Annotated in this window: 18 protein-coding genes; 4 read left to right on the top strand and 14 right to left on the bottom strand. The window is 72.2% G+C overall.

Going from position 1 to position 19,800, the window contains the following annotated elements; all coding sequences use genetic code 11:
• The first annotated feature begins 131 nt into the window (after positions 1-131).
• Entirely contained in the window at positions 132-3,137 is a 3,006-nt protein-coding gene (locus AB0L37_RS25255; protein WP_365509637.1) for an NACHT domain-containing protein, read from the top strand.
• Between the two features lie 77 nt (positions 3,138-3,214).
• Here the strand turns inward: AB0L37_RS25255 and AB0L37_RS25250 are convergent, their stop codons facing one another.
• Positions 3,215-5,746, bottom strand: coding sequence for an ATP-dependent Clp protease ATP-binding subunit (locus tag AB0L37_RS25250; RefSeq protein ID WP_365509634.1), 2,532 nt, complete (start codon positions 5,744-5,746; stop codon positions 3,215-3,217).
• Between the two features lie 430 nt (positions 5,747-6,176).
• Here AB0L37_RS25250 and AB0L37_RS25245 point away from each other — a divergent pair, with 430 nt between their 5' ends.
• The gene (locus tag AB0L37_RS25245) at positions 6,177-6,803 is read left to right on the top strand and encodes an SCO3374 family protein (RefSeq protein WP_365509631.1); all 627 of its coding nucleotides are present in this window, start codon (positions 6,177-6,179) and stop codon (positions 6,801-6,803) included.
• On the opposite strand, the gene AB0L37_RS25240 is transcribed toward AB0L37_RS25245, so the two are convergent.
• The 11 genes from AB0L37_RS25240 to AB0L37_RS25190 form a co-directional block, all read right to left on the bottom strand.
• The gene (locus AB0L37_RS25240; RefSeq protein ID WP_365509628.1) at positions 6,782-7,117 is read right to left on the bottom strand and encodes an Lsr2 family protein; all 336 of its coding nucleotides are present in this window, start codon (positions 7,115-7,117) and stop codon (positions 6,782-6,784) included. The genes AB0L37_RS25245 and AB0L37_RS25240 overlap by 22 nt on opposite strands.
• Before the next feature lie 250 nt (positions 7,118-7,367).
• Positions 7,368-7,928, bottom strand: a complete 561-nt coding sequence (locus AB0L37_RS25235) for an amino-acid N-acetyltransferase (RefSeq protein WP_365509625.1) — start codon at positions 7,926-7,928, stop codon at positions 7,368-7,370.
• A 9-nt stretch (positions 7,929-7,937) separates the two neighbouring features.
• Positions 7,938-8,342 (bottom strand): BlaI/MecI/CopY family transcriptional regulator, encoded by a 405-nt coding sequence (locus AB0L37_RS25230; RefSeq protein WP_365509622.1) that lies wholly within the window; start codon positions 8,340-8,342, stop codon positions 7,938-7,940.
• 124 nt (positions 8,343-8,466) lie between these two features.
• On the bottom strand, positions 8,467-8,655 hold the full coding sequence (locus tag AB0L37_RS25225; RefSeq protein WP_365509619.1) for a hypothetical protein: 189 nt from the start codon (positions 8,653-8,655) through the stop codon (positions 8,467-8,469).
• A gap of 13 nt (positions 8,656-8,668) precedes the next feature.
• The gene (locus tag AB0L37_RS25220) at positions 8,669-9,265 is read right to left on the bottom strand and encodes a hypothetical protein (protein WP_365509617.1); all 597 of its coding nucleotides are present in this window, start codon (positions 9,263-9,265) and stop codon (positions 8,669-8,671) included.
• A 16-nt stretch (positions 9,266-9,281) separates the two neighbouring features.
• Positions 9,282-10,829, bottom strand: coding sequence for a hypothetical protein (locus tag AB0L37_RS25215; RefSeq protein ID WP_365509614.1), 1,548 nt, complete (start codon positions 10,827-10,829; stop codon positions 9,282-9,284).
• 50 nt (positions 10,830-10,879) lie between these two features.
• Positions 10,880-11,677, bottom strand: coding sequence for a type III pantothenate kinase (locus AB0L37_RS25210; protein ID WP_365509611.1), 798 nt, complete (start codon positions 11,675-11,677; stop codon positions 10,880-10,882).
• On the bottom strand, positions 11,677-12,663 hold the full coding sequence (gene nadC, locus AB0L37_RS25205; RefSeq protein ID WP_365509608.1) for a carboxylating nicotinate-nucleotide diphosphorylase: 987 nt from the start codon (positions 12,661-12,663) through the stop codon (positions 11,677-11,679). The genes AB0L37_RS25210 and nadC overlap by 1 nt, the downstream gene beginning before the upstream one ends.
• Positions 12,660-14,384 (bottom strand): L-aspartate oxidase, encoded by a 1,725-nt coding sequence (locus AB0L37_RS25200; protein WP_365509605.1) that lies wholly within the window; start codon positions 14,382-14,384, stop codon positions 12,660-12,662. Before AB0L37_RS25200 ends, nadC begins: the two co-directional genes overlap by 4 nt.
• The gene (gene panC / locus AB0L37_RS25195) at positions 14,381-15,370 is read right to left on the bottom strand and encodes a pantoate--beta-alanine ligase (protein ID WP_365509602.1); all 990 of its coding nucleotides are present in this window, start codon (positions 15,368-15,370) and stop codon (positions 14,381-14,383) included. The genes AB0L37_RS25200 and panC overlap by 4 nt, the downstream gene beginning before the upstream one ends.
• A complete protein-coding gene (locus tag AB0L37_RS25190; protein ID WP_365509599.1) occupies positions 15,367-16,311 on the bottom strand; it encodes a DUF2520 domain-containing protein in 945 nt (314 codons plus the stop codon). Before AB0L37_RS25190 ends, panC begins: the two co-directional genes overlap by 4 nt.
• A 134-nt stretch (positions 16,312-16,445) precedes the next feature.
• On the opposite strand from AB0L37_RS25190, the gene AB0L37_RS25185 reads away from it, so the two are divergent.
• The gene (locus tag AB0L37_RS25185; RefSeq protein ID WP_365509596.1) at positions 16,446-17,597 is read left to right on the top strand and encodes a beta-eliminating lyase-related protein; all 1,152 of its coding nucleotides are present in this window, start codon (positions 16,446-16,448) and stop codon (positions 17,595-17,597) included.
• Positions 17,598-17,643: 46 nt separating this feature from the next.
• Here the strand turns inward: AB0L37_RS25185 and AB0L37_RS25180 are convergent, their stop codons facing one another.
• Positions 17,644-17,865, bottom strand: a complete 222-nt coding sequence (locus AB0L37_RS25180; protein WP_365509593.1) for a hypothetical protein — start codon at positions 17,863-17,865, stop codon at positions 17,644-17,646.
• A gap of 187 nt (positions 17,866-18,052) precedes the next feature.
• Between AB0L37_RS25180 and AB0L37_RS25175 the strand changes: the two genes are divergently transcribed.
• Positions 18,053-19,159 carry a DUF5937 family protein gene (locus AB0L37_RS25175; protein WP_365509591.1) on the top strand — a complete coding sequence of 369 codons (1,107 nt, stop codon included), beginning with the start codon at positions 18,053-18,055 and terminating at the stop codon, positions 19,157-19,159.
• A gap of 9 nt (positions 19,160-19,168) precedes the next feature.
• Here AB0L37_RS25175 and AB0L37_RS25170 read toward each other — a convergent pair whose 3' ends face one another.
• Positions 19,169-19,798 (bottom strand): AAA family ATPase, encoded by a 630-nt coding sequence (locus AB0L37_RS25170; RefSeq protein ID WP_365509588.1) that lies wholly within the window; start codon positions 19,796-19,798, stop codon positions 19,169-19,171.
• Between the last annotated feature and the right edge of the window lie 2 nt (positions 19,799-19,800).

Here is a 19,800-nt window from a genome sequence, read left to right as displayed (position 1 = left end):
GCGTAACGACCGCCCGCCGCACCCCCGTGTCCACTATTTCCCCTAGTACCGGACAAATCGCCTGTGCGGCATGTCACCGGTCGGCAAGATCCAACCCCGCGCGGATGTGACCCGGGCTACGCTCCCGGGCCATGGATCCCGCAGTCCTCGGCACCCGCCTCGCCTCGACCGTCCTCGTCTCCGCCCTCCGCAGACTCCTCGTCCAGGACGCCCCGGGAGCGGGCCTCGTCGACAGGCCCGTACGGCTGTCGGGGCTGGTGTCGTTCCGGGGGGAGAAGCGCACGCTCACCGATGCGGACGTCACCCGGCTGGCCCGCAAGCTCGTCGCCGCGGCCGTGGAGGGACCCGGCGAACCCCCCTTCCCGTACGAGGAGACGGAGGCGGTCACCCACGCCCTGGCCCGCACCCTGTCCGCCCTCGGCGACCTGGGCATGGACGACGTACAGGCGGTCCGTCTCGGCCACCGCGAACTGGCCCGCGCCCTGCGCCGCGAAGCCCCCGACCCGGAGCTGTCCGCCGACGCCTCGTACTTCCTCGACTCGCTCACCGAATGGGCCTGCCTGCACCTGGTGCACTTCTTCACCCAGCGGTCGACCTTCGTGGCACGCACGCTCGTCGAGCAGAGCCGCGGCCAGGCCGAGACGCTCGCCAAGCTCGACGCCCTGCTCGCCCGCGACGACCGCCCGGCCGGGGACCACGCCTTCGAGGAGCGCTACCGGCGTTATCTGGCCGCACGCCACAACCGCCTGACGATCTTCGGCCTCGACGTCCGCGACACCGCCGACACCTGGCCCCTCGACGTCGCCTACCTCGGCCTGGAGACCACCCACGACGAGGCGCCCGACCTCGGCGGCGACGGCACCCCCGCCGCCGTCCGGCTGCCCGCCGAGGACGTCCTCGTACGGCATGCGCGCGTCCTGCTGCGCGGCGCGGCCGGCTCCGGCAAGAGCACCCTGATCCAGTGGCTGGCGCTCACGACGCAGGACCGGCTGCCCTACGTCCTTCCGCTGCGCACCCTGATCCGCGCCGCCCGGCTGCCCGCCCCCGGCGAATTCCTGACCGCGACCGACTGCCCGCACACGCCGCCCGACGGCTGGGCCGAGCGCGTCCTCGCCGACGGCCGCGCCCTCGTCCTGGTCGACGGCCTCGACGAGGTACCCGCCGCCGACCGCGCCCGGGTCCGCGACTGGCTGCTCGCCCTGGTCCGCGGTTACCCCGGCAACCGGTGGCTGCTCACCGCCCGCCCCACCGCCGTGCGCCCCGACTGGCTCGCCGCCGACGGCTTCGCCGACCTCGCGCTCGCCCCGATGGACCGCCCCCGCGTCACGTCCTTCGTCCGGTGCTGGCACGCCGCCGCCGACGCCCCCGAGCACGAGGAGCCGCTCCTCGACGCGCTGCGCACCAAACCCGACCTCGCCCGGCTCGCCACCAACCCCCTGATGTGCGGCCTGATCTGCGCCCTGCACCGGGCCCGCCGCGGCTATCTCCCGCCGCGCCGCAAGGCCCTGTACGACGCCGCGCTCCAGCTGATCCTCACCGAGCGGGACCGGCAGCGCGGCATGAGCGGGCTCGACGGCATCGACCTGGAGACCGAGGACCAGCTGGAACTCCTCCAGCGCCTCGCCTACTCCCTCGTCCTCGCGGGCCGCACCGAGATGGACGAGGAGACCGCACTCGCGCTCCTCGAACGCGCCCTGCCGTCCGTGCCCGCCGCTGCCGCCCAGGGCGACGCGCCCGCGATCCTGCGCCACCTCCTGCTGCGCAGCGGCGTCCTGCGCAGTCCGGCGCCCGGCACCATCGACTTCGCGCACCGCACGTTCCTCGACCACCTCGCCGCCCGGTACGCCGTCGAGGAGGGCCACCTCGACGTGCTCCTCGGCCACGCCGACGACACCCAGTGGGAGGACGTCCTGCGCATGGCGGTCGCCCACGCCCGCACGCGCGAACGCGCCCGCCTGCTGCGCGGCCTGCTGTCCCCGGCCGTCCCCCGCCTGACGCTCCTCGCACTCGCCTGCCTCCAGGACGCGACATCCGTCGACCAGGAGGTCGTCGAGGAGGTACGGGCCAGGGCGGCGGCCCTGATCCCGCCGCGCTCGGTGACGGAGGCGGAACAACTGGCCCAGGCCGGCCCCCTGGTCCTCGAACTCCTGCCGGGCCCCGAGGGCCTGTCGGAGGAGGAGGCGCACGCGGTGACGGTGACGGCGTCCCGGCTCGGCGGCGAGGGCGCACTCCCCGTGCTGAAGAAGTTCCGCGGCCATCCGTCCCTCATGGTCCGCCGCCAACTGGTCGGCACCTGGCACCGGTTCGACCCGCAGGAGTACGCCGACGAGGTCCTCGCCCACCTCGACCGCGACCGGCTCGACCTGTCCGTCCGGAACCGGGAGCAGTGGGCCGCGGCCCGCACCATGGCGCCCTGGACCCGGCTCGACCTGACGGGGCCGTACACCTGGGACGACATCGTGGCCGGCACCGACCCCGCGCGGCTCGCGGCCCTCGCCCTGGCCGACAACCCGGACGTACGCGACCTGCTGCCGGTCCGCGACCTGCCCGCGCTGCGCTCGCTGTCCCTCACCCGCTGCCACCACCTCACGGACCTGACCCCGCTCGCCGGCCTCCCCCTGGGCCACCTCGGCATCCCCCAGCAGCCGCTGGCGCAGGGACTGCCGGCACTGACGCAGCTGAGGTCCCTGACGATCGGCCACGCCCTGCCCGGCGGCACGCTCACCGACCACCTGCCGGTCTCGGACCGCCTCCAGCAGCTCTACCTGACCCAGGGCGCGATCACCGAGACGGGTCTCATCGGCCTCGGAGCCCTCACCGGCCTCACCTACCTCAGCCTCAGCGCGGGCCTCGGCCTGCTGGAGCCCGAGGACTGGGACGAGCTCGCCGCGCACCCCGCACTCACCGACCTCTTCCTGGCCGCCGACATCCTGCCCCCGGGGCCGCTTTCCGCCCTCCCCCGCATCACGACCCTCGGCCTCTACCTCCCCGGCGGCCCCGCCACCCTCCCCCTCCACGCACCGCTCTTCCCGAACGCGCGCACGGTGGACATCCACCCCGGCCGGCAGGCCCCCCAGGACCACGCCTCCTACGCCCGCCTCTTCCCGGACGCCGAGGTGAGGGTCCACCGCCGGTGACCCGTCGCCGGGCACGCGAAAGGGGCCGGTGCTGAATCAGCACCGGCCCCTTTCACAGGCTCACCCAGAACTACGGGCTACGCCTCCTTGCTCAGGTTCGGCCCACTCGAGCCGCCCGCCGCCGCGTCCTCGATCGGGGGGACGTCGGGCAGCGCCGACTTCTCCTCGCCGCGGAAGGTGAAGGTCTTGCTCTCGCCCTCGCCCTCCGTGTCGACGACCACGATGTGGCCCGGACGCAGCTCGCCGAAGAGGATCTTCTCCGAGAGGGTGTCCTCGACCTCGCGCTGGATCGTGCGACGCAGCGGCCGCGCGCCCAGAACCGGGTCGTAACCCTTCTTGGAGAGGAGCTCCTTGGCGGACTGGGAGAGCTCGATGCCCATGTCCCGGTCCTTCAGGCGCTCGTCCACCTTCGAGATCATCAGGTCGACGATCTGGAGGATGTCGGCCTGCGTGAGCTGCGGGAAGACGACGACGTCGTCGACACGGTTGAGGAACTCGGGACGGAAGTGCTGCTTGAGCTCGTCCGACACCTTGTTCTTCATGCGCTCGTAGTTGGTCTTCGTGTCACCCGTGGCCGCGAAGCCCAGGTTGAAGCCCTTCGAGATGTCACGGGTTCCAAGGTTGGTCGTCATGATGATGACCGTGTTCTTGAAGTCCACGACGCGGCCCTGGGAGTCGGTCAGGCGACCGTCCTCCAGGATCTGGAGCAGCGAGTTGAAGATGTCCGGGTGCGCCTTCTCGACCTCGTCGAAGAGGACCACCGAGAACGGCTTGCGCCGCACCTTCTCGGTCAGCTGGCCGCCCTCTTCGTAACCCACGTAGCCGGGGGGCGAACCGAAGAGACGCGAGACCGTGTGCTTCTCGCTGAACTCCGACATGTCGAGGGAGATCAGCGCGTCCTCGTCACCGAAGAGGAACTCGGCGAGGGCCTTGGACAGCTCGGTCTTACCGACACCGGACGGGCCCGCGAAGATGAACGAACCACCGGGACGCTTCGGGTCCTTGAGGCCCGCACGCGTACGACGGATCGCCTTCGAGAGCGCCTTGACGGCGTCCTTCTGGCCGATGACCCGCTTGTGGAGCTCGTCCTCCATGCGCAGCAGACGCGAGGACTCCTCCTCGGTCAGCTTGAAGACCGGGATGCCGGTGGCGGTCGCGAGGACCTCGGCGATCAGCTCGCCGTCGACCTCGGCGACGACGTCCATGTCGCCGGCCTTCCACTCCTTCTCGCGCTTGGCCTTCGCGGCGAGCAGCTGCTTCTCCTTGTCACGGAGAGACGCTGCCTTCTCGAAGTCCTGGGAGTCGATGGCCGACTCCTTGTCGCGGCGCACGCCCGCGATCTTCTCGTCGAACTCGCGGAGGTCCGGCGGCGCGGTCATCCGGCGGATGCGCATCCGGGAACCGGCCTCGTCGATCAGGTCGATCGCCTTGTCCGGCAGGAAGCGGTCCGAGATGTACCGGTCGGCCAGCGTGGCCGCCTGCACGAGGGCCTCGTCCGTGATCGAGACACGGTGGTGGGCCTCGTAGCGGTCGCGCAGACCCTTGAGGATCTCGATCGTGTGCGGCAGCGACGGCTCCGCGACCTGGATCGGCTGGAAGCGGCGCTCGAGGGCCGCGTCCTTCTCCAGGTGCTTGCGGTACTCGTCGAGCGTCGTCGCACCGATGGTCTGGAGCTCACCGCGGGCCAGCATCGGCTTCAGGATCGAAGCGGCGTCGATGGCGCCCTCGGCGGCACCCGCACCCACGAGCGTGTGCAGCTCGTCGATGAACAGGATGATGTCGCCGCGGGTGCGGATCTCCTTGAGGACCTTCTTCAGCCGCTCCTCGAAGTCACCGCGGTAGCGGGAACCGGCGACGAGCGCACCGAGGTCGAGGGTGTAGAGGTGCTTGTCCTTGAGGGTCTCGGGCACCTCGCCCTTGACGATGGCCTGGGCGAGGCCCTCGACGACGGCGGTCTTGCCGACGCCGGGCTCACCGATCAGGACCGGGTTGTTCTTGGTGCGGCGCGACAGGACCTGCATCACGCGCTCGATCTCCTTCTCGCGCCCGATGACCGGGTCGAGCTTGGACTCACGAGCGGCCTGCGTCAGGTTGCGGCCGAACTGGTCGAGCACCAGGGACGTGGAGGGCGTGCCCTCGGCAGGACCGCCGGCGGTGGCGGTCTCCTTGCCCTGGTAGCCGGAGAGCAGCTGGATGACCTGCTGCCGCACCCGGTTGAGGTCTGCGCCCAGCTTGACCAGGACCTGGGCGGCGACGCCCTCGCCCTCACGGATCAGGCCGAGCAGGATGTGCTCCGTGCCGATGTAGTTGTGGCCCAGCTGAAGGGCCTCGCGGAGCGACAGCTCCAGGACCTTCTTGGCACGGGGGGTGAAGGGGATGTGCCCGGACGGAGCCTGCTGGCCCTGCCCGATGATCTCCTCCACCTGCTGGCGGACCGCCTCGAGCGAAATCCCGAGGCTCTCCAGGGCCTTAGCGGCGACACCCTCGCCCTCGTGGATCAAGCCCAGGAGGATGTGCTCGGTGCCGATGTAGTTGTGGTTGAGCATCCGGGCTTCTTCCTGAGCCAGGACGACAACCCGCCGCGCGCGGTCGGTGAACCTCTCGAACATCGTTAATCGCTCCTCAGAGCGGTCAGGCAGTAAGGGGGCTGTCCCCTCCCTGTCCTTCCGCAGCTTAGTCCCGCAAGCGGGGACCGCTCATTCCAACTGCCGACACCCGTCGATGGCCTCCTGCCCCGAACGCCGACATCTGCTCCAACCCGATGGTGCGAGACGATGTTCCCGCAGGCCAGGCAGATACCCACACCGCCACTACGCCGATGGCGAACGCGGACTGCCCGACCGGAGCGTGTCGCCCCTCCCACTAGGGATGTCTTACCCGCACGGACTGACACTCCATGCGGCGCGCGCCGGTTCCCTCCGCTACGGGCGAACATCCTTACGCCACCGAACACCCCCGTACGCCCCCATTCCGGACACGGTACGCGTTCAGGCAACCACACCGCGTAACCCGAGAGGGCTCCGCGCGGTTGCTCCGGGCATGGTCGCCCCCTTCGCTGCCGCCGGCTCCGGCACCACCGTCCCCACGCCCCGCCGCCCCCTGGACCCGGCCGGTTCCCGGATCCGGCGGTGGTACGAGGACGAGCTCGGCTGGGCCGCCACGACGGGGCCCGACGGCGTGCGGCTGCACACGGGGCTGCGCTTCGACGTGCTGGAGCTGCCGGCCGAAGCGGGATTCGCGATGCTGCGCAGGCTCGACCCGCGCTCGCCGGTGGCCGTGCGCGGGGAGACGATGCAGCTGCTGGTGGCCGCGGGCAGCGCGGACGAACTGCCGGGGCTGCTCGACTGGCTGGAGTGGGGGTCGCTCCCCCTGGACCTCGTCGCCCTCGGAGCGGGCGCCTTCATCGAGGCGCCGACGCCTCCGGGCTGGTCCGGCTCACAGGAGGCCGCGGTGTGGGTGCGGCCCCCCGAGCCCGGGCGTGAGGTGGAACCGGTGCTGCCGGCTCTGACGAGCCTGACGGCCGTCTCGACCTGGTCGGTCGTGGGGGGCGGTGGGGGCGCCCCCGATCTCGTACGACTCGTGGACACGGCGGCGACTCAGTGCCACCGGGCCCGGCTGCGCCGCGCATCGACCGCGTCGACGGCTCAGCCGTTGGCCTTCTCGTAGGCCTCGCGGATCGCCTGGGGGACGCGGCCGCGGTCGTTGACCTCGTGCCCGTTCTCCTTCGCCCACGCGCGGATCTGCGCGGTGTCCTGGTTGCCACCGGACGTGGCGCGCGCCTTGCCCCGGCCGCCCGCGGCACGGCCGCCGGTGCGCCGGCCGGCCTTGACGAAGTCCTCAAGGGCGCTACGGAGCTTGTCCGCGTTCGCGGTGGTGAGGTCGATCTCGTAGGACTTGCCGTCGAGGGCGAACGTCACGGTCTCGTCCGCCTCGCCACCGTCGAGGTCATCGACAAGAAGGACCTGAACCTTCTGTGCCACCGGATTTCCTTTCATCGATATCTGAAGGGCCGACCCCCCACGACCGAGGTCGCTGTTTCGTCGTCCCCTTGTTATATGCAGTACTGCACTACGTCGGAAAGCAAACCGCTTTTGCCGGAAAAACACAAACCCCCGGCTGAGATCCGGGACAGATCCCGGATCTGAACGCTGCCCATCAGGACCGAAAACATGCGCGTTCCGGACATAGGGAACCGGCGCCCTCGGCGTTGCCGAAATACCGGACCGGCGATCACAGATGCAGAAGCATCCGGCTGTTGCCCAAGGTGTTCGGTTTCACTCGTTCGAGACCGAGGAACTCCGCGACGCCCTCGTCATAGGAACGCAGCAGCTCGCTGTAGACATCGGTGTCGACCGTATCGACCGGTGTCTCGCCGATCTCCACGAAGCCGTGCTTGGCGAAGAACTCGACTTCGAAGGTGAGACAGAAAACGCGCCGAACACCGATCCAGCGCGCGGTCTGCAGCAGCTTCTCCAGGACCTGATGTCCTACGCCGGCACCCTTGACCTGTGGATTCACCGCGAGAGTGCGGACTTCCGCGAGGTCTTCCCACATGACGTGCAGCGCACCGCAGCCGACGACCTCCGCGTTGTCGTCCCGTTCCGCGACCCAGAACTCCTGGATGTCCTCGTAAAGCGTCACGGTGGCTTTGTCGAGCAGGATCCCCTGGCGGCTGTAGGCGTCGAGGAGCCGGCGGACCGCGGGTACATCGGCGGTGCGTGCCCTGCGTACGGTGAGTGCTTTAGCGGTGGATTCGACGACCGGGCCGACTTCGGGGAGCTCTGCTGGCATGACCGGACGCTATCGCCCGGCCTCCTCGCCCGCTTCCCCGGGGCCCCGCGGCACTTCGGGCTGAACGATACGCATGGCGTCCCTGAGCGCTTCGCGCTGCTGGGGCGACATCATGCCGAAGAAGGCGACGAGCGCGGCGGCGGGGTTGTCGCTCTGCGCCCAGGCCTCGTTCATCAGTGCCGCCGAGTAGGCGGCGCGGGTGGAGACGGCCTCATATCGATAGGCCCGGCCTTCCGCCTCGCGGCGCACCCAGCCCTTCTGATGGAGATTGTCCAATACGGTCATGACCGTCGTGTAGGCGATGGACCGTTCCTGCTGAAGGTCCTCCAGGACTTCTCTCACCGTCACCGGGCGGTTCCACTTCCACACCCGTGTCATCACTGCGTCTTCGAGTTCTCCCAAGGGGCGCGGCACGAGCAGCACAATAGTGGGAGAAGACGGCAATTCAGTGGCGGACGTGGCTCGGGGCGGGCAATCAATGACAAAAGGGGCGCCCGGTGGGCGCCCCTTTTCCTGTCTTCGCGCTGGTCGCGGCGGGTCAGGCCCCTGCCGGGCCCTGCTTCACGCCGCTCTGGCGGGCGGCCTCGGCGCGGGCGATCGCGGCGTCCACGGCCGCGTCCTCCTTGCCCTTGCGGTCGCCGCCCTGCGACTTCACGATCGTCACGATGAGGCCGATGAAGAACGCGGCCATCACTACCGGGGGCACGAGCGCGGAGACGTAGTCCATGGCTCCAGGGTAGCTACCCCGCCGCCAACTGCTGCGGCGGGGCCGGGGGCTGGGCCGGGCGGCGCTTGGGCGGGAAGACCTCGGACGGCTTGGGCGCCGGGCGCGGCGGGGTGCCGGGTTTCGGCTCGGCCGGCCGGTCGGCGGCGTCGAGGAGGCCGCCGGGCAGGGCGAGCAGTCGCGTACGGGAGGCGGGGACGCGCGGTTGCCGGCGCGCTTCCAGTCTGTCCCGTACGCCTTGTTCGGCCAGGGCGCGGCAGCGGTCGAGGGGGGCCGCCGCGGTGGGGTTGCCGCGCAGGGCGCGCAGCGCCGAGAGGTCGTCGACGCCGGGCTGGTGGCCCGCCGCCAGAGCGTCCGTGAGGAGGCTCAGATAACCGGTGACGGAGCCGGGCAGGGCCCCTCGGTAGCGGTCGAGGTCGGCGAGCAGGAAGGCCCGCTGGCGGGCGGCCTCCTGTGCGGTCTCGTCGACCGACTCCGCGAGTCGCAGACAGTCCCGGACGTCCTTGTCCGAGGCGGGGGCGGGGTGGAGGGCGAGGGCGAGGGCGCGTCGGAGCACACGCAGCTCTTCTGCACCGAACGCCATGCCGCCGCGGTTTCCGTAGGGCGTGGGCATGGGGTGACAATACGGGCTAATCAGACAATTTCAATGAATTCCCAGATGCCCGGGCGCGGCGGCTCTTCGCCCGCCACCACCACAGCCCCGACAGCAGAGCGGCACCGAGCAGCCCCGCCGCCGCGATGGTGCCGCCGCCGGGGCCGCCGGGGCCATCGGCCCGGGCGCCGGCCGCGGGGTGCGTGCTGGGCTCGACCAGGGGGCCGCCGGTGGCGTCGATCTTGATGGGCAGGGCGTTGTCGCCGCGCTTCGGGTCGTTCGCCGGGCGCTTGGGGTCCTCCCGGATCTCCAGGCGGCCCTCGGCGCCGCGGACCCGCTCGTCGATCCGGACCTGGAGCGTCGTCTCCCAGGTGTCGCCCGGCTCCAGGGCGCGGTCCGGGTCGCAGAAGCGCGTGGTGCCCTGCCGTCCCGCGCACTCCCACTGCCATTCCAGCTCGTTGTCCGGATCCGGCGGCGGGGTCGGCTCGACGATCGTGGTGCCCTCCGGGGGCGTGACCGCGAGGAAGGCACCGGCGACGCGGCCGGGGCCCGCGTTGCGCAGGGCGACCTTCAGGTCGACGGTCTGTCCGGTCCGTCCGGTGAGCGTGCCCGTGGTCGCCCGCAGGTCGGCCGTCTGGGACGTGCGCAGCTTGACGGTGCCGAGCCCGTACTGGTCGCCGTACTCCGACGCGCCGCCCTCGACCGGGCGGACCCGCAGCGTCGGTCCGGTGCCGCGCGTCGTGCCGTCGTCGGCGGCGGGGGCGCCCCCCATGCCGGTCAGCGGGGCGCCGGAGGGGTCCTGTAGATAGGCGCCGTACGTGAACGAGCCGGTCAGCATCGAGTCCGGTACGCCGACGGTGACCGGCTCGGCGAACTCGTAGGCCCGGCCCGGGTCGAGGACCTGGTCGAACCAGCAGTACGCCGAGCGCTCCGCCGCGTACCGGCAGTTGGCGAAGTCGGTGCGGAAGCCGAGCCGGGCGCTGTCGAACCGCACGCCGAAGCCCTGGGCCGGGGCCTTGCCCGCGTTGCGGATCCGGGGCCTGAAGGCGAAGTGCCCGCCCGGGGCGACGCCCTTGAGGGGCTTCTCCACGCGCTCGCGCAGATCGGGCCCCGCGACCCGGACGTCGGTCTCGAACGTGGCGTCCGCGCTGCCGGGGGCGCTGAAGGTGTAGCGGAGCGTGCCGTGGCTGCCCTGGGCGGCGCCCGGCTCGGCCTCGATGTAGAGGGCGTCCGGATAGTGGTGCCCGCCGCGGGTGAGGGTGCCCAGCTCGCAGGTGAACACCTCGGTCGTCCAGGTGTGGTCGCCGCACTGGCGCCGGGTGCGCAGGTGCGCGACGCCCGCCAGATCCGTGGCGTCGACGGTCAGCGTGACGCCGGCCCGCGAGGCGCGGCCCGCGCCCGGCCGGGGGTCGAGCCAGAGGCGGTAGCCGCCGGTCGGGCCGACGCCGCGCTTCGTGAGGTACGCGGTCTGCGGCACCGTCAGCTCGGCCGCGGGGCCGGCCGCGTGGGCCGGGGTGACCGGCGTGCCGAGCAGCGCCGCGACCAGGAGCGCGAGGGCCGTGCCGCATCTTCGTAGGACGTGCATCGGTTCCCCCGGAGCCTGGTGCGGTGCGGTGCGGTGTGCCGTGCGTGGTGTCAGGTGCGTGACACGTTGCGTTCGTAGACCAGGCGGAGTCCGATGAGGGTCAGCCACGGCTCGTGCTCGTCGATGACGGTGGCCTCGCCGAGGACCATGGGCGCGAGGCCGCCGGTGGCGATGACGGTGACGTCGTCCGGGTCGGACGCGAGCTCGCGCGCCATCCGGTTCACGACGCCGTCGACCTGGCCGGCGAAGCCGTAGACGATGCCGGACTGCATCGCCTCGACGGTGTTCTTGCCGATGACGCTGCGCGGCCGGGCCAGTTCGATCTTGCGCAGCTGGGCGCCGCGCACGCCGAGGGCCTCGACGGAGATCTCGATGCCGGGGGCGATGACGCCGCCCGCGTACTCGCCGCGCGCGGAGACCGCGTCGAACGTCGTCGCCGTACCGAAGTCGACGACGATCGCGGGGCCGCCGTAGAGCTCGACGGCCGCGACCGCGTTGATGATGCGGTCGGCGCCGACCTCCTTGGGGTTGTCCATGAGGATCGGGACGCCGGTCTTGATGCCGGGCTCGACCAGGACGGCGGGGACGTCGCCGTAGTAGCGGCGGGTGACCTCGCGCAGTTCGTGCAGGACCGAGGGGACGGTCGAGCAGATCGCGATGCCGTCGATGCCGTCGCCGAGTTCGTCGCCGAGCAGCGGGTGCATGCCCATCAGACCCTGGAGCAGGACGGCGAGTTCGTCGGCGGTTCTGCGCGCGTCCGTGGAGATGCGCCAGTGCTCGATGATCTCCTCGCCGTCGAACAGGCCGAGGACCGTGTGGGTGTTGCCCACGTCGATGGTGAGCAGCATCAGACGGTCGCCTCGCGCAGATCGAGGCCGATGTCGAGGATCGGCGAGGAGTGCGTGAGGGCACCGACCGCGAGGAAGTCGACGCCGGTCTTCGCATACGTAGCGGCGTTTTCGAGGGTGAGGCGGCCCGAGGACTCCAGGAGCGCGCGGCCGTCGGTGAGCGCGACGGCCTCCTCGGTCTCGCCGGGCGTGAAGTTGTCCAGGAGGATCAGGTCGGCGCCCGCGTCGAGGACCTCGCGCAGCTGGTGCAGCGTGTCGACCTCGACCTCGATGGCGAGGCCCGGGAAGCGGTCGCGCACGGCTTCGAAGGCCTGGGCGACGCCGCCCGCCGCCACGACGTGGTTGTCCTTGACCAGGGCCGCGTCGGAGAGGGACATGCGGTGGTTGACGCCGCCGCCCATGCGGACCGCGTACTTCTCCAGGGAGCGCAGGCCCGGGGTCGTCTTGCGGGTGTCGCGGACCTTCGCCTTGGTGCCCTCCAGAGCGTCCGCCCACGCGCGCGTGGCGGTCGCGATGCCGGACAGGCGGCAAAGGAGGTTGAGCGCGCTGCGCTCGGCGGTGAGCAGGTCGCGGGTGCGGGTGGTGACGGACAGGAGCTTCTGGCCCGCCTCCACCGTGTCGCCGTCCTCGGCGTGCCGCTCGACCTCGAACTCGTCCGTGGCCACCACGGAGATGATCGCCTCGGCGACCCGCAGGCCCGCGACGACGCCGGCCTCGCGGGCCGTGAAGTCGGCGGTGGCGACGGCCTCTTCGGGGATCGTGGCGACCGTGGTGACGTCCACGCCGCCGTCGAGGTCCTCGGCGATCGCCATGTGGGCGATGTCCTCGATCTCGACCGGGTGCAGGCCCGCATCGAGCAGGAGCTGGGCGAGCGACGGGTCGAGACCGCACTCCATCGCGTCGTCGGCGCCTTCTTGGGCACAGCCGCAGCCGTCGCCACAGGAGGTCGCCAGGGGAAGGTCGGGGGTGGCGCTCACGTCGGTCACTGCTCCTGGGGTGTCTTTGCCGTTGCGGGGAAGTCTGCGGTCGCTGTGGTGTGCGTGGCCAGAGTGCGGTCCGGATTGAGGCGTACGACGATGTGGCGGCGCCAGTTCGCGTCGTCCCGGTCGGCGTGGTCCTCGCGCCAGTGGCAGCCGCGGGTCTCCTCGCGGCGGCGGGCGGCCGCGACCAGGACGCGGGCCACGCACAGGAGGTTCGTCGCCTCCCAGGTGTCGACGCCCGGCTCGGCCGTCTTGCCGTGCTCCGCGAGGGAGTTGACCGCCTCCGCGTGGATGCGGCCCAGCTGGGCGGCGGCCTCGGCGAGGGACTCCTCGGAGCGCAGCACGCCCGCGCCGGCCGTCATCACGCGCTGGATCGCGAAGCGGGCCTCGGCGGGCAGCAGGGGGTGGGGCGGGGTCTCCGGCTGGGCCACAGGTGCGGGCACGCGCGCGTGGAGGCCGTTCTCCCCTGCTTCTCCGTGTCGCTTCTTGATGTCCTCCGCGATGCGCTCCGCGTAGACCAGGCCTTCCAGAAGGGAGTTGGAGGCCAGGCGGTTCGCGCCGTGCACGCCGGTGCAGGCGACCTCGCCGCACGCGTACAGGCCCGGCACCGTGCTGCGGCCGTGCAGGTCGGTGCGGACGCCTCCGGAGGCGAAGTGCGCGGCCGGGGCGATCGGGATCGGCTCGGTGATCGGGTCCATGCCGTGGGCGCGGCAGGTGGCCAGGATCGTGGGGAACCGCTTCTCCCACATGTCGGCGCCGAAGTGCCTCGCATCGAGGTACATGTGCTCGACGCCCTGCTCCTGCATGCGGCGCACGATGCCCTTGGCGACGACGTCGCGGGGTGCCAGTTCGGCCAGTTCGTGCTGGCCCACCATGAAGCGCACGCCGTCCGCGTCCACCAGGTGGGCGCCTTCGCCGCGCACCGCTTCGGAGACGAGCGGCTGCTGGCCCTCGGCGTCCTTGCCCAGGAAGAGCACCGTCGGGTGGAACTGGACGAACTCCAGGTCGCTGACCTCGGCGCCCGCGCGCAGGGCGAGCGCGACGCCGTCGCCGGTCGACACGTGCGGGTTCGTCGTCGCGGAGAAGACCTGGCCCATGCCGCCGGTCGCGAGGACCACGGCGGGGGCGAGGACGGCTCCGACGCCGTCGTGCTGACCCTCGCCCATGACGTGCAGGGAGACACCGGCGGTGCGCCCGTCGGCGTCCGTGAGGAGGTCGAGGACCAGCGCGTTCTCGACGGTGCGCAGGCCGCGCTCGCGGACCGCCTCGACGAGCGCGCGGGAGACCTCGGCGCCGCTCGCGTCGCCGCCCGCGTGCGCGATGCGGCGCCGGTGGTGGCCGCCCTCGCGGGTCAGGTCGAGCTCGCCGTCCTCGGTCTCGTCGAAGTGCGCGCCGGCCGCGATGAGGCGGCGTACGGCGTCGGGGCCCTCGGTGACGAGGGTGCGCACCGCGTTCTCGTCGCACAGGCCGACGCCCGCGACGAGGGTGTCGTCCAGGTGCTGATCGGGGGTGTCGCCCTCGCCGAGCGCGGCCGCGATGCCGCCCTGGGCCCAGCGCGTGGAGCCGTCGTCGAGGCGGGCCTTGGTGACGACGACGGTGCGCAGTCCCGCGGCCTCGCAGCGCAGGGCGGCGGTGAGACCGGCGACGCCGGAACCGACGACGACCACGTCAGCGTCCAGGTTCCAGCCGGGGGCCGGCGCGTGGAGTCGTATGCCTGTGCTGGTCACAGGTGACCTCCGAAGGTCAGGGGCAGGTTGTCGATCAGCCGCGTGGTGCCCACGCGCGCGGCGACGGCGAGGACGGCGTCCCCTTCGAAGTCGTCCGTTACGTCGGTGAAGTCCGCGGGGTCGACCAGGGCCACGTAGTCCAGGACGACCGGGGGCTGGAGCCGTGCGGCCTCGTCGAGGACCATGCGGGCGGCGGCGAGGACGGCCGATGGCAGGCCCGGTGCCGCCGTGGCGACCGCGTGGGCGTCGGCGGCGGCGCGGGCCTCGCCGATCGCGCCGAGCGCCTCGGCACGCGCGCGCGAGGTGGGGTTCTCCACGGCACGCGCGCGGAGCGCCTCCTGCGCGGCCTGCCGGTCGCGGCCCGCGAACAGGGCGCGGGACAGGGCCAGTGCGGAGCGGCGCTCGGCCGGCGACAGGTAGCGGTTGCGCGAGGAGAGCGCCAGGCCGTCGGCCTCGCGGACCGTGGGCACCGCCTCGATGGTCACGTCGAAGTTCAGGTCGCGCACCATGCGGCGGATCAGGGCGAGCTGCTGCGCGTCCTTCTGCCCGAAGAGGGCCACGTCCGCGCGGGTGAGGTGAAGGAGCTTGGCGACGACGGTGAGCATGCCGTCGAAGTGGCCGGGGCGCGAGCCGCCTTCGAGGCGCTCGCCCATGGGGCCCGCGGTGATGCGCACCTGCGGCTCGCCGCCCGGGTAGACCTCGTCGGCCGAGGGCGCGAACACGGCGTCCGCGCCCGCCTGTTCGGCGATCTTCACGTCGGCGTCGAGGGTGCGCGGGTAGCGGTCGAGGTCCTCGCCCGCGCCGAACTGGAGCGGGTTCACGAAGACGGTGACGACGACCTCGCCGTCGGCGCCCGCGCGCTCGCGCGCCGTACGGATCAAGGTGGCGTGCCCCTCGTGGAGGGCGCCCATCGTCATGACGACGACGCGCTGCCCGCCGCGCGCGCGGGTGCGCAGTTGCTCGCCTTCATGCAGCAGCCGGGTCATCGGGTCTCCTCCGCGCCGGTCGCGAGGACACCGAGGAGGTCCTCGGCGAGCTCCGGCTTCAACAGGCCGTGCGCGAGGGCGCGGTCGGCGGTCGCGCGGGCCATCGCGAGATACCCGGCGACGGTCTGCGGCGCGTGTTTGCGCAACTCGCTCACGTGCGCGGCGACCGTGCCTGCGTCGCCGCGCGCGACGGGTCCGGTGAGGGCCGCGTCGCCGGACCTGAGCGCGTTGTCGAGAGCGGCGCCGAGCAGCGGGCCGAGCATCCGGTCGGGGGCGGAGACGCCCGCGTCGCGGAGCAGTTCCATGGACTGGGCGACCAGGGTGACCAGGTGGTTCGCGCCGAGCGCGAGGGCCGCGTGGTAGAGCGGCCGCTTCTCCTCGTCGATCCACTCGGGCTCGCCGCCCATCTCGATGACGAGCGCCTCGGCGGCGAGCCGCAGCTCCTCGGGCGCGGTGACGCCGAAGGAGCAGCCGGCCAGGCGCTGGACGTCGACGGCGGTGCCGGTGAACGTCATCGCGGGGTGCAGGGCGAGCGGCAGCGCCCCCGCACGCAGCAGCGGGTCGAGCACCCGGGCGCCGTACCGGCCCGAGGTGTGCACGACGAGCTGCCCGGGGCGGACGACGCCGGCTTCGGCGAAGCCCTCGACGAGCGTCGGCAGGACGTCGTCGGGGACGGTCAGGAGCACAAGATCGGCCCGCGCGAGGACCTCGGCGGGCGGCACCAGGGGCACGTCGGGCAGCAGGGTCGCGGCCCGCCGCACCGAGGCGTCCGAGACGCCGGAGACGGCGACGGGGCGGTGCCCGGCCAGTTGCAGGGACGCGGCGAGCGCGGGTCCGACCCGGCCGGCGCCGACGACACCCACGGTGAGCCGCGCGGGGCGGTCGCCCGGGTCGGTGGGCCTGCTGGGCTCTGATCGGGGGAATTGCGAGGGTGAGGTCACTGGACGAGGGCCTTCCGTTCCAGTCCGCTCGGGGTACCGGACGATTTCTCGTCATGTTAACGCTATCTGGGCGGCCGAGCCTCGGGCGTCCACAGGCTGTGGGCAAGCGCACGTACGTGGGTCATGATCCAAGGATGACCGGAACGTACGAGAGCGACGAAAAGACGCAGGCGGCGCGGCGGATCGCGGCCTGGCGGGCCGCCGAGCGGACCTTGGCGCGGCGCCCCGGCGAGGCGACGGTGGGCGAGCGGCTCGCGCAGCTGGCCGAGGCGGCTGGCTCGGTGACCGACGCGGACGGCGACGTCGACATCTACGGCGGCGGAGTCGTCGCCGAGCTGGAGAAGAAGGTCGCGGCCCTGCTCGGCAAGGAGGCGGCCGCGTTCTTCCCGACCGGCACCATGGCGCAGCAGGTCGCGCTGCGCTGCTGGGCCGGGCGCACCGGCAACCCCACGGTGGCGCTGCACCCGCTGGGCCACCCGGAGGTCCACGAGCGCGACGCCCTGTCCGCGCTCACCGGGCTGCGCACCGTGCACCTCACCTCGGAGGCCCGCCAGCCCACCCCCGACGAGGTGCACGACCTGGACGAGCCCTTCGGCACCCTGATGCTCGAACTGCCGCTGCGGGACGCCGGGTTCGTGCTGCCCTCCTGGGAGGAGCTGGAGGAGCTGTGCGAGGCGGCACGCGCGCGGGACGCCGTCGTGCACTTCGACGGGGCCCGCCTGTGGGAGTGCACGGAGCACTTCGGGCGCCCGCTGGACGAGATCGCGGGGCTCGCGGACAGCGTCTACGTGTCGTTCTACAAGACGCTCGGCGGGCTCAGCGGCGCGGCGCTCGCGGGCCCGGCGTCGTTCATCGAGGAGGCCAGGGCCTGGCGGCACCGCTACGGGGGCCAGATCTTCCAGCAGTTCCCGCAGGCGGTCGCGGCCCTCGCGGGCCTGGAGAGCGAGCTGCCGCGGCTGCCGGAGTACGTGGCTCACGCGCGCGTGGTCGCCGAGGCGATGCGGGACGGCTTCGCGAAGGCCGGGGTGCCGTGGTCGCGGGTGCACCCCGAGGTGCCGCACACGCACCAGTTCCGGGTCGTGCTGCCGTACCCGGCCGACGTCCTCACGGAGGCGGCGACGGCGCAGGCGGAGGAGACGGGGACGTCACTGTTCGGACGCTGGTGGGCGACGGACACGGCGCCGGGGCTCTCGCTCGTCGAGGTCACCGTCGCCGGTCCCGGCCTGGAGTGGAGCGCCGACGACGTCCGCGCGGCCGTCGCGGACTTCGTACGGCGTCTCGGTTAGCGGCGCTGTTCAAAGACGGGTAGCCGCGCCGTTCAAAGACGGGCTCTCAGCACCCGGCGGCGTGGCCGCGGTGGCCGGAGAAGCGGCGGGCCAGGGCCGCGCGGATCCGGCCGCGTGCCGGGCGCCCGGCCAGGACCGCCGCGAACCTGCGCTGGTCGCGCAGCTCGCGCAGGGCGTCCCAGTCGTGCGCACCGGGCGGCGGGCCCGCGGTCTCGCCGCGCTGTGCGGCTCGGTAGACGTCGAGGGCGTACTGCTGGTTGGGGGTCATCACGACCACCTCGCTCTCCATCTCGATTGTCGCGCTCTGTCCCGGAATCAGCCTCTTTGCTGCGCTTCGGGTGCTTTCGGGGTCGATGGATACGAGATTGCGCCCGTCGCCCGGCCCCGGTCACGTCGATTGACGGGTCCCGTCAATCGACGGTCCGGTTGTCAGTGGGCCCGTGCACCATGGGGTCATGAGCGTGAGCATCGACATCACGGGCCTGCCGCCCGAGCGCATCCGCGTCGTGCCCTCGCCCCTGGCCGAGCTCGGCATGGCGCTGCACGCGCTGTCCGAGCCCGCACACCACCCGGGGCTCCAGGGGTGGACGACGAGTGTGTCCACACGCCTCGACCCGTGCCTGGCGGACCGGCTGTGCGAGGCCGACTTCCTGTGGCGGACGACGTTCTCGGACGTGTTCACGCCGGCCGCCGGGATCGCGGGCCGGCGCACGCTGCCCGGGGCCACGCTCGCCGAGGAGCTCGACCTGCTCGACAAGCTCTCGGACGAGCAGTTCGTGGACGCCGCCCTGGAGTTCACCTGCCAGTCCACGTACGCGAGCCGGACGGTGAACCGCCTTCAGGACCCGCGCACCCGCGAGCGCGCCCTGGACCTCGCCGCCACCCGCGGGGTGCAGCAAGTGCGGTTCACCAAGCGCCTGTTGGACGATCCGCCCGCCGTCAGGGCGTGGCTGCGCGAGCTGCTCGTGGAGTGCGACGAGGCGTTCTTCTCGGACGTGTGGGCACGCGTCCAGCACCAGTTGACGGCCGACGCCCGGCACAAGACGGAGCTGCTGCGCCGCAAAGGCCTCGGCGAGGCGCTCGGCGCGGTGTCCGCCGCCGTCTCGCTCGACGAGGCGGGCCGCACGATCTCCGTCGACAAGATCTCGCAGGGGTTCACGGAGACGGGCGACGGCTACCTCGCGCTCATACCGACGAGCCTCGGCTGGCCCCACCTGTGGGTGCTGCACCGGGCCGGCTGGCAGCCGTCGATCATGTACCCGATCTCGTCACCGGGCCTGTCCGCGCCGCCCTCGGTCGAGCAGTTGACGCTGCGCATGTCGGCGCTCGCCCACCCGGTGCGGATGCGGCTCTGCCGCCACCTGGCGCGCGGCTCGTACACGACGAGCGAGCTGTCCGACGCGCACGGGATGTCGGCGCCGGAGATATCCCGGCACCTGTCGGTGCTGAAGAAGGCGGGGCTGATCACGACGCGGCGCCACGGACGTTATGTGCAGCACCAGTTGGATCTGAGCGTGGTGTCGCGGCTCGGCGGGGACTTCATCGAGGGCGTGCTGCGCTGAGTCGCACGGCTACCGCCTGATGTGTCGCAGGCCGGTCCAGGCCCTGCGGGCGCGGCCGGTCAGGGCGCCGCCCCGCCGCGGGGTCAGCGTCAGTCCTGACAGGACGCCGATGCGCTCCGCCGTCCGCGCGACCGTCGTCTCGTCCGTCCACAGGTGCTCGGCGAACTCCGGCTCCTTCAGGCGCTCCAGGCACGGGTCGAGCTGCCGCTCGGCCCAGCTCTCGCCCGGCGCGGGCGCGCTGCCGCCGAGAGCCCGGCGCACGGTGTGCACGACGCGGCGCTCCCGCAGCCGCCGCAGGACGGTCTCCCGGGAGGCGAGCAGCGTGAAGTGCCGCACGTCGTGGCCCTGTTCCCGCAGCCGGCCGAGGATCTCGTCGTGGTGCGCGAGGTCCGTGAGCGTCATCGGCACGACGACATGCCCGTCGTGCCCGGTCAGGGCGAGGTCAAGAACCTCGTACACACCCGCACGCCACGCCTTCAACTCACGGAAGTCTTCGCGCAGTTCGGGCGGCAGCGCGCGGTGCAGGCCGAAGCCGACATGCTCCGGGTCGCAGACGACGCTGCCCGGAAGCCGGCGCCGGAGTTCGTGGGCGGTCTGGGTCTTGCCGCCTCCGAAGGGTCCGTTGATCCAGAGGAGCATGC

This window comes from Streptomyces sp. NPDC052225 (assembly GCF_040679615.1).
GTDB lineage: Bacteria > Actinomycetota > Actinomycetes > Streptomycetales > Streptomycetaceae > Streptomyces.
This window is presented reverse-complemented; position numbering and strand designations above follow the sequence as displayed.

Bases quoted from the DNA above. Each gene is read 5' to 3' on its own strand.
- AB0L37_RS25255 (WP_365509637.1), top strand. From the start codon at position 132: ATGGATCCCGCAGTCCTCGGCACCCGCCTCGCCTCGACCGTCCTCGTC.
- AB0L37_RS25250 (WP_365509634.1), bottom strand. From the start codon at position 5,746: ATGTTCGAGAGGTTCACCGACCGCGCGCGGCGGGTTGTCGTCCTGGCT.
- AB0L37_RS25245 (WP_365509631.1), top strand. From the start codon at position 6,177: ATGGTCGCCCCCTTCGCTGCCGCCGGCTCCGGCACCACCGTCCCCACG.
- AB0L37_RS25235 (WP_365509625.1), bottom strand. From the start codon at position 7,928: ATGCCAGCAGAGCTCCCCGAAGTCGGCCCGGTCGTCGAATCCACCGCT.
- AB0L37_RS25225 (WP_365509619.1), bottom strand. From the start codon at position 8,655: ATGGACTACGTCTCCGCGCTCGTGCCCCCGGTAGTGATGGCCGCGTTC.
- AB0L37_RS25220 (WP_365509617.1), bottom strand. From the start codon at position 9,265: ATGCCCACGCCCTACGGAAACCGCGGCGGCATGGCGTTCGGTGCAGAA.
- AB0L37_RS25215 (WP_365509614.1), bottom strand. From the start codon at position 10,829: ATGCACGTCCTACGAAGATGCGGCACGGCCCTCGCGCTCCTGGTCGCG.
- AB0L37_RS25210 (WP_365509611.1), bottom strand. From the start codon at position 11,677: ATGCTGCTCACCATCGACGTGGGCAACACCCACACGGTCCTCGGCCTG.
- panC (WP_365509602.1), bottom strand. From the start codon at position 15,370: ATGACCCGGCTGCTGCATGAAGGCGAGCAACTGCGCACCCGCGCGCGC.
- AB0L37_RS25185 (WP_365509596.1), top strand. From the start codon at position 16,446: ATGACCGGAACGTACGAGAGCGACGAAAAGACGCAGGCGGCGCGGCGG.
- AB0L37_RS25180 (WP_365509593.1), bottom strand. From the start codon at position 17,865: ATGACCCCCAACCAGCAGTACGCCCTCGACGTCTACCGAGCCGCACAG.
- AB0L37_RS25175 (WP_365509591.1), top strand. From the start codon at position 18,053: ATGAGCGTGAGCATCGACATCACGGGCCTGCCGCCCGAGCGCATCCGC.
- AB0L37_RS25170 (WP_365509588.1), bottom strand. From the start codon at position 19,798: ATGCTCCTCTGGATCAACGGACCCTTCGGAGGCGGCAAGACCCAGACC.